General features: G+C 47.9%; 6 protein-coding genes. 5 read left to right on the forward strand and 1 reads right to left on the reverse strand.

Going from position 1 to position 7,494, the window contains the following annotated elements; all coding sequences use genetic code 11:
- The first annotated feature begins 5 nt into the window (after positions 1–5).
- Both RBT11_20380 and RBT11_20385 read left to right on the forward strand, forming a co-directional pair.
- Positions 6–179: a 2-hydroxyacyl-CoA dehydratase family protein gene (locus RBT11_20380; protein ID MDX9789143.1), complete on the forward strand. Its 174-nt coding sequence runs from the start codon at positions 6–8 to the stop codon at positions 177–179.
- Between the two features lie 64 nt (positions 180–243).
- Entirely contained in the window at positions 244–1,647 is a 1,404-nt protein-coding gene (locus RBT11_20385) for a 2-hydroxyacyl-CoA dehydratase family protein (GenBank protein MDX9789144.1), read from the forward strand.
- Positions 1,648–1,724: 77 nt separating this feature from the next.
- On the opposite strand, the gene RBT11_20390 is transcribed toward RBT11_20385, so the two are convergent.
- Entirely contained in the window at positions 1,725–4,868 is a 3,144-nt protein-coding gene (locus RBT11_20390; protein MDX9789145.1) for a sigma-54 dependent transcriptional regulator, read from the reverse strand.
- Between the two features lie 631 nt (positions 4,869–5,499).
- Between RBT11_20390 and RBT11_20395 the strand changes: the two genes are divergently transcribed.
- The 3 genes from RBT11_20395 to RBT11_20405 all read left to right on the forward strand — a co-directional run.
- Positions 5,500–5,751, forward strand: a complete 252-nt coding sequence (locus tag RBT11_20395; GenBank protein ID MDX9789146.1) for a hypothetical protein — start codon at positions 5,500–5,502, stop codon at positions 5,749–5,751.
- An 80-nt stretch (positions 5,752–5,831) separates the two neighbouring features.
- Positions 5,832–7,070, forward strand: a complete 1,239-nt coding sequence (locus RBT11_20400) for a DUF1329 domain-containing protein (GenBank protein MDX9789147.1) — start codon at positions 5,832–5,834, stop codon at positions 7,068–7,070.
- A gap of 219 nt (positions 7,071–7,289) precedes the next feature.
- A partial coding sequence (locus tag RBT11_20405) for a hypothetical protein (protein ID MDX9789148.1) occupies positions 7,290–7,494 on the forward strand: 205 nt, incomplete at its 3' end.

Consider the following 7,494-nt stretch of genomic DNA (forward strand, 5'->3'; position numbering starts at 1 on the left):
GCGTCATTTTCGCGAAAATCCCGTTTTGCGACAACCATGGCGTTGAATCCCAGATGGAAGCGGCCGATCTTGAAACAATCGGATTGCCAAGCCTTATGATCGAGCGGGATTATATTTCCACCGACGAGGGCCGGTTGAAAACGCGGATTCAGGCCTTTTTGGAGAAACTGGGGAAATAAACCTTTCAAATGTGATGATATAAAAACCGTTGAGCAAATAAGCTTTATAAGGAGACTGGCTGAGATGGAGGAAACAGTTCGAACCCAATATGAGTGGCTGAGAAAATTAGACGCTGTTTGCGATCTTTTTATCGGGTTGATCGGCAGCGGGGTCAAGACGATGGCCGATGTGGATATGCCGGCTTTTTTACAGCAGGTTCCGGAATATCACGCATCCCTAGCGCCCGAGGGATACCCCGAACTGTTTGCTGCGTCCTTAAAGGAGAAAAACCGGCAGGCAATGTATGATAACTGTGTGGCGATGAAACAATACCTTCAGGATCTTTTTGCGAATATGGAGCAGGGAAAACCCCTTGCTTATTACTTTGTCACCATGACGCCGGAAATTCTTCTGGGGATGGATCTGGCGCCCGTATGCTTTGAGTTGGTGCCGGTTTTCTTGAGTGCGGTGTTTCGCAGAGGGGTTGAGGAGGAAATGGATCTTCTGGAGCTGAAAGGATTGCCCCCCCATCTGTGCTCAGCGCAAAAGGGAACGGTTACGGCCATCGAAATCGGCCGCATGCCGATGCCGGATGTGCTGGTGAAACCGAGCACCCCCTGTGATTCCAGCTCCATGCTCTATCAATATGTGATGGAGCGAAATAATGTCCCCCTGGTGGTGCTGGACGCGCCTTATTACTCCAACCAACGGGCGTTCAAGTATTATCATGATGAGTGGAAACGCATGGTGGAGCGCCTTGAAAAGCTTACGGGCCATACGTTGGATGAAGATCTGTTGAGAAAGCATGTGGAATATGGAAACCAACAGCTTTGGTATGTGTATGAAATGCAGAAGATGCGTCGCGCCGTCCCAAATCCGGACTCCAGCATGCACCGGGCCTTTGATGTGGGCGCCCTTTACCAGTGCGGGGTCAATTCCAAGTATGTGGATTATTTGAGGACGTGTTACGAGCAGACCAAGGCGCGATATGACAAGGGGATCGGCTGTTTGCCCGAGGGGAAGAAAGAGATTCGCACCCTGTGGACCTGGGGGATCACCCCCTTTTACCTTGATATGTATGACTGGCTCGAAGAGGATTTTGGCATGACTTATATTGAATGCGCGGGGGGGTATCTGCCTGGCGACATCGTTGGGTTGGTGAATACCAGCAGCGTGGAGTCCATGATCGAAGGACTCGCCTGGCGCTCTTTCAATATGCCCATGGCGCGAAACGTCATGTCCTTTTCGGATATCTGGATCAACGATTTTGTGAAACTGGCCAAAACCTATCATGCCGACGCGGCGGTGTTTTCAGGGCACATGGCCTGCAAGCATTCCTGGGGGGTCAATAAACTCTTAAGCGATGCCCTGCAGGAGGAGGTCGGCATTCCCACCTTTCAGTGGGAAACGGACATCGTGGATGCCCGGTTTACGCCTCGCGAGTCGGCGCATGATCAACTGGCGGAATTTTTCAACAACATACAATAGAAGCGGTTTTAAACCCCTGACTTAAAGCACTTCCTCAACGATTTTCCAAAAAGCCTTTGCGGAAAAATTAAGGCTTTTTAATTGCGGGGTGGAAGGGTAAATGGTACGCTCAACCTTTTCATTCGGTAATAGAGCGTGGTTCTTTTCATTTTGAGGACATCGGCCGCGCCGCCCGGGCCGCTTACTTTCCCATCGGTGGTTTTCAAAATATAGCGGATATAGTCGCGTTGTAATTCATCCATTGAGGGCTTGCCGCTGACGGAGAAGGATGACCGGTCTGCCGGCATGGTGGATAATTGCAATTCCAACTGATTGCCCGTGGAAAGCAGCGCCCCTCTTTCGATCACATTTTTCAGTTCCCGGACGTTTCCGGGCCATGAATAGGCGCACAAGGCCGAAACATCTTTGGGTGAAATGAGGAGGGTAGGGCGTTTCAACCGTTTGCAATAGATTCCCAGAAAATGCCGCGCCAACAGAACGATATCAGAGCCTCTTTCTCGAAGCGGTGGAATTTGAATGGGAAGGACGTTCAAGCGGTAAAAGAGGTCTTCCCGAAATCGGCCGGCCCGCACTTCTTTTTCAAGATCCCGGTTGGTGGCGGCAATCAACCGGAAATCGCACTGGTGAACACGGCTTCCGCCAACGCGGACAAACGTTTTTTCCTCCAGAACCCGAAGCAGTTTTGCCTGCATTGAAAGCGGCAGCTCGCCGACTTCATCCAGAAACAGGGTGCCGCCGTGAGCGAGTTCTACCCGACCGGTTTTTTGGTGGGTAGCACCGGTAAAGGCTCCTTTTTCGTGTCCGAACAACTCACTTTCCAACAGGTTTTCAGCGATGGTGGTGGAATCGATGACAACATAGGGCCCGTTACATCTTGGGCAGTGCTTGTGAACCCAGCGTGCCAGGATCTCTTTTCCCACGCCGGTTTCCCCCTGAATCAGTATGGGAGAGTTTGTATCGGCAATGCGTCCGGCCTTTTTCAGTAAATTCAAGATGCCCGGACTTTCCCCGATAATTTTTTCATTCAGGGTAAATTCCGTTTCGCTCTCTTTTTCCGATGCCCGGTAAATTTTTTTTTGGGCCGAGCTATAAAATTCCCGAATTTGACGGGACAGGGTTTGAAAGTGCGTTTTGAGGAGCGTTAAGGTTTGGGGATCCAGATAATCGAAGCCGTCCTTTAAAAAGGAGTTGTCATGGTATAAAACCCCTTGAAGGTCATTTCCCAAGTCGATCGGCAGGCATAGAACCGCTGTGTTCACGGCGGGGCTTTTCCTTTTGGCGGAGTGCGACAAGAAGGTGATAAGGGGCTCACCGCTGTCATTCGCACGGATAATTTGTTTGGAATGCGGGAAAAATTTATCTGATTTTACTTCCAGTTCCGTCAGATTGACCGCAGCCGCGAGTTCCATTTTCCCCTTCTTGTCCATTAAAAAAAAAGCGCCTCTTTCAGCGCTGAAAAAACGGTTGGTGGTTGCGACCAAACGACTGAGGACCACCTTCAGATCCAGGGCAGGAATATGTTTTTCCATTGCTTCGGCAAAACGGCTGGAAATAACGGCGGGTGACAGGAAGCTTTTTAAAAACGGTTCTTTTGAGAAAGTGCCGATCAGGTGTTGCAGGTCATCGGGAAACAACCGTTTGGTGTTCGCGGGCAGAGTTTCCCATGCCTGCATGGCATACACGGAGGCCTTTTCCCGGTTCCCGCAGGTCAATTCAAAACGCGCCAGCTCCAGTTGCGTTTTTGCCAATTGCACCGCGGGGCCGGAGCTGACCAGAAAATTCAGGCTTTTTTCTAGATAATCTTTGATGTCTTCAGGCGATTGCCCGTTGGCAGCCGCACGTTTCGCCAAAAGCCGCATAGCGGTACCCTTAAGGCAAATATTGAAATCGTCCATTAACCGTTGCACGGTGCCCTCAAAACTAAATTCCGCAGGGACTTCTAATTGTTGCCTATCGAAATCAAAAAGCATTTCAAGCACCCAGGGGAAAATGGCATATGGCCTGATCACATCGGCTAACGCTGCGTTTTTTAGTGCGGTTATGAATAAATCCCTGGCTTCCGGCAGTTCCCCGTTTAAATAGAGATAGTAGGACTTGAAAAGTCTGGCACCAAAAAGTCCCAGATCGTTATTTTGCTTTTTAGCATCAACTTCCGCAATGGTCAGATGCTGCAATGCCTCATTTTTTTTATGAAAAGACAGCAGCATATATCCCAGAACGGTTCTCAGCGTGGTCGCCACGTTCGGAAGATTTTTTTTCATGGCCATATCATGATAGATGTCCATTAGGTTGTAGGCACGGGTAAATTGGCCAAGCGCCATGATGGACAGGCAGAAAAAACCAGGCATGAATGGGTTGATGATTTTGGTTTCCGTTAATCTGTACCATTCCGAGGCTTTTTCGTAATGGATCAGGGCTTGTTTGAAGTCGCCCTGAACGAAATAATAATGTCCTACAAATTCAGCGGATTGGCACAAAATGTCGTCGTCGCCCAACTCATCGACGATCTGCTTGCCGTCTGAAAGGGCTTTTAAGAACTCCGTACTCTTGAACGCGATAAAATGAAGTCTTCCCAGGTGAAGCAGGATCATTGCGTGGGAACGCCGGTCTCCGGAAGCTTCGGAAACCAGAAGCAGTTTTCGGAATAGCGGTTGAAGCTCAGTAAATCCTTTTCCCATGGCGGAACTAAGATTGGAAACGGTGAGCGCGTGGTCGATCATCCGTTTTTCGATTTCCAAGTGTTTAGCACCGTTGTCGGAATACTGTAAATAGAATCTGACCACTTGCGCAAGGTTGGCGGTGGCCGCTTCCACGTCCAGATGGTCGATGGCGGTTTTCGTCAAATTCAGTTGAATGTTGGCGGCATCCTCAAACCGTTTTGCCTTCACAAGCAGCGGGATGATATTCGGCTGGCTTAATCGGGAAAGCCAGCCGGTATTCTTGAGATGAACGAATATCTCCGAAACCCGGTCCGGCGAATTGTAAGATCGCAGCTTTTTCAAGACATCCGCAGGAATGTTCGGGGCGAGTCCAAAATGGTCATTTTCTGTTTTTTGAAGGAAGCCATGCTGTTCGGCGCGCCGAATGAGGTCCAGCATTTCACTGGGCATCAAAGGTGCCAATGTCTCCACGGCGCCGATCGGTACCAATGCCCCCAATACCTCAAGTGTGGCCAAGAATTTCCATTGTATCTCAGAGAACCGGGGGAGTTCGGGAATCATCACAACACCTTCACTTTTTTTAATAATCGTAACAATTGTCTGTATACCGACCAATTGACAATATTTGCCGCGAACATTTATTTTTTGACATTCCAAAACCTGTTTGCATTCACAGAATGTTTTTTCGAATCCGAATTTTTGGCGCCACTTTTAGCATTAACATATTAATTAAACAAGATATAAAAGAAAAAAGGCCCCCTTAACTACCTTGGGCACAGAGATTCTTTGTAATGCTGTTCCGAAAAGGTTTTATGATATATGTTATTATTCCAAGTGCCTGTCAAGTCGATTATTGGACATTTCGATGACGGTTATTGGGCATTCGCTCCAATCCTTGGGGGGTGCCACCTAACCGCATACCCTAATAAAAATTAATCATTAAAGCTTGTTAAGAATGGTTAAACGGTATTGGTATGCCTTTTGTATCATATTTCGAAAGGCATAATTAAACCACCAGATTCACCAAACGAAATTTAAGTGGAGAATGGCCTTTTAGGTTAAAGCAATAATACCCGGTTTAAAATTGAATGGGAAAAAATGAGAAAGCGATTCGCAGCGAAATAATTGTTTTTTTATCGATTCGCCGGATACGCTGCTTTATCCGTTTATGGACGATACGGACGATCAGACCATGTTCACCTTGATTTTCAATTGCTTTCTCGGCCAGGGAAACAGATGGCAGCCGCAAGTTGTATTCGGCTATGATGTTACCGGTGCCGGCATGGTATGGCCGTCAATCAAATACGCCCCGTCCGACAATTGGTCTGTCGGCCTGAATTACACTTACATAGACGGGAAATTCGACAACGGCATGGGGGGCGGATACTTCAATCCGTATGAGAGAAACGATGAAGTGTATTTGCAAGTTCGGTTGAAATTATAAGCCTGGTCGGTCAATGGATTGTACGGGTAAGAAATAAACCGCGAACAAACAAAATCTAATTTTAAAATGGGGGGTTTGGGATGAGAAAAACAATTGCGGCGATAGCAGCCTTATTATTCATCGGTGGGGCCTTGGTCCTCACGCCGGCGGCTTTCTGTGAAGAACCGGCTGTCGGAACCAAAATCGGGCCGGATAACTGGAAGCAATTTGAAGCACATATTCCGTTGTCATTAAGCACCCAGATCGAAAGGGGCATGAGTTTTGAAGTCGGTGGGGATGCAACAAAATTCATACAGTCCTCTTCCGGGTATAAAAAAGCCACAGAGAAGAACAAAGGCAAGGCCAAAATCGACACAAACGGCGTTATGGTTGGTTGGGAAGGCGGCCGGCCGTTTCCGGATATTGACGCCAAAGACCCGCAGGCGGGAATCAAAATCGCTTATAATCTCGAAAGAAGATACGAAGGAGATGACCAAACCCTGGAGCAGTATCATTTGATCAATGTCGCCGCAGATGGCGGAGAGCGGGATATCAAAGGCGCTGAAAAGTCTTGGGCATGGCTTAATTGGATGGGCAGAGTGGATATTGAACCGCTTGGAGATTGGGGGCCCAATCCAAAGAAAATCTACCGTTGTGGGACAACCGTGATCGATTTCCCTTACGATATTAAAGGCACTATGCGGCTGCTCATTCGGTATGACGATCCCAGAAAGGATGACGATATCTGGATGTATATTCCCACTATGCGGCGTATCCGCAGAATGTCGGGCGCGCAGCGGCAAAATAACTTTGCCGGTACGGTTATGACCTGGGATGATATTCGTGGGTTTCAGGGACGGCCCTTGGAATATGAATGGAGAATAATCGGGGAAACAAGGGTGCTGTGCGCCGCACTTAACAATAAGACACCTCATAAAAGAGACGAAAACGGAATGTGGATCGCGCCCAGAACCATGCGGGATTGCTGGCTCGTCGACGCTATTCCGAAAGATAAAAGCTATGTGTATTCAAAAAGGCGCATCTGGATTGATAAGGAGTGTTTTATACCTTGGCACGTGATTGTCTATGACCAGCAAGGGCGGGAATGGAAAGTGATGGAAGACTTTAACTCAACGGTTTATATAGGGCCCAATAAAGATGGTGATTACTGCACGAACGAGCAAGGTTTTAACTGGTTTGACCTTCTCTCTGAAACTTACACACTCTTGCAATACGTTGGGTGGGATGAAAATGGTAATCAAAACGCAACGTTGAGTTCTGGTCTTGATAAATCGTGGTTCACCATTGAAAATATTGCCAAGCGCGGTCGGCGAAACTAATATTACTTGATCATTATAGAACTGCGTGATTATAACAGCATAAAAAGTTCTGTTTTTTTACTAGGGTAATGGGCGAAAACCCGATTTAAACGGTTGCTCTTTTCGGCTTCCCCGATAAATGGGGGAGCCGGCGTTTACGGGCTTTTGAACATTATGGAGACTATTCATAACGGAAAAAGCGTAAAATTAGGAGCAATCAGTAGAATTAGGAGCAACCAAATGAGTGCAATAGCAGAAACAACGAAATCGGGATCGAGTCCTCTATCGGAACTGATCGGTCTTTCCACCCGAATGAATAACCCTTTCATTCGCGATTGGAAAGCGAACGGGGGACGGGTTTTCGGGTATATGTGCACCTATATCCCGGAAGAGATCCTCTTTACATCCAAGGGAAGAATTCTGCCCATACGGGCCGGTGCCGCGG

This window comes from Desulfobacterales bacterium (genome assembly GCA_034003325.1).
Taxonomy (GTDB): Bacteria; Desulfobacterota; Desulfobacteria; order Desulfobacterales; family JAFDDL01; genus JAVEYW01.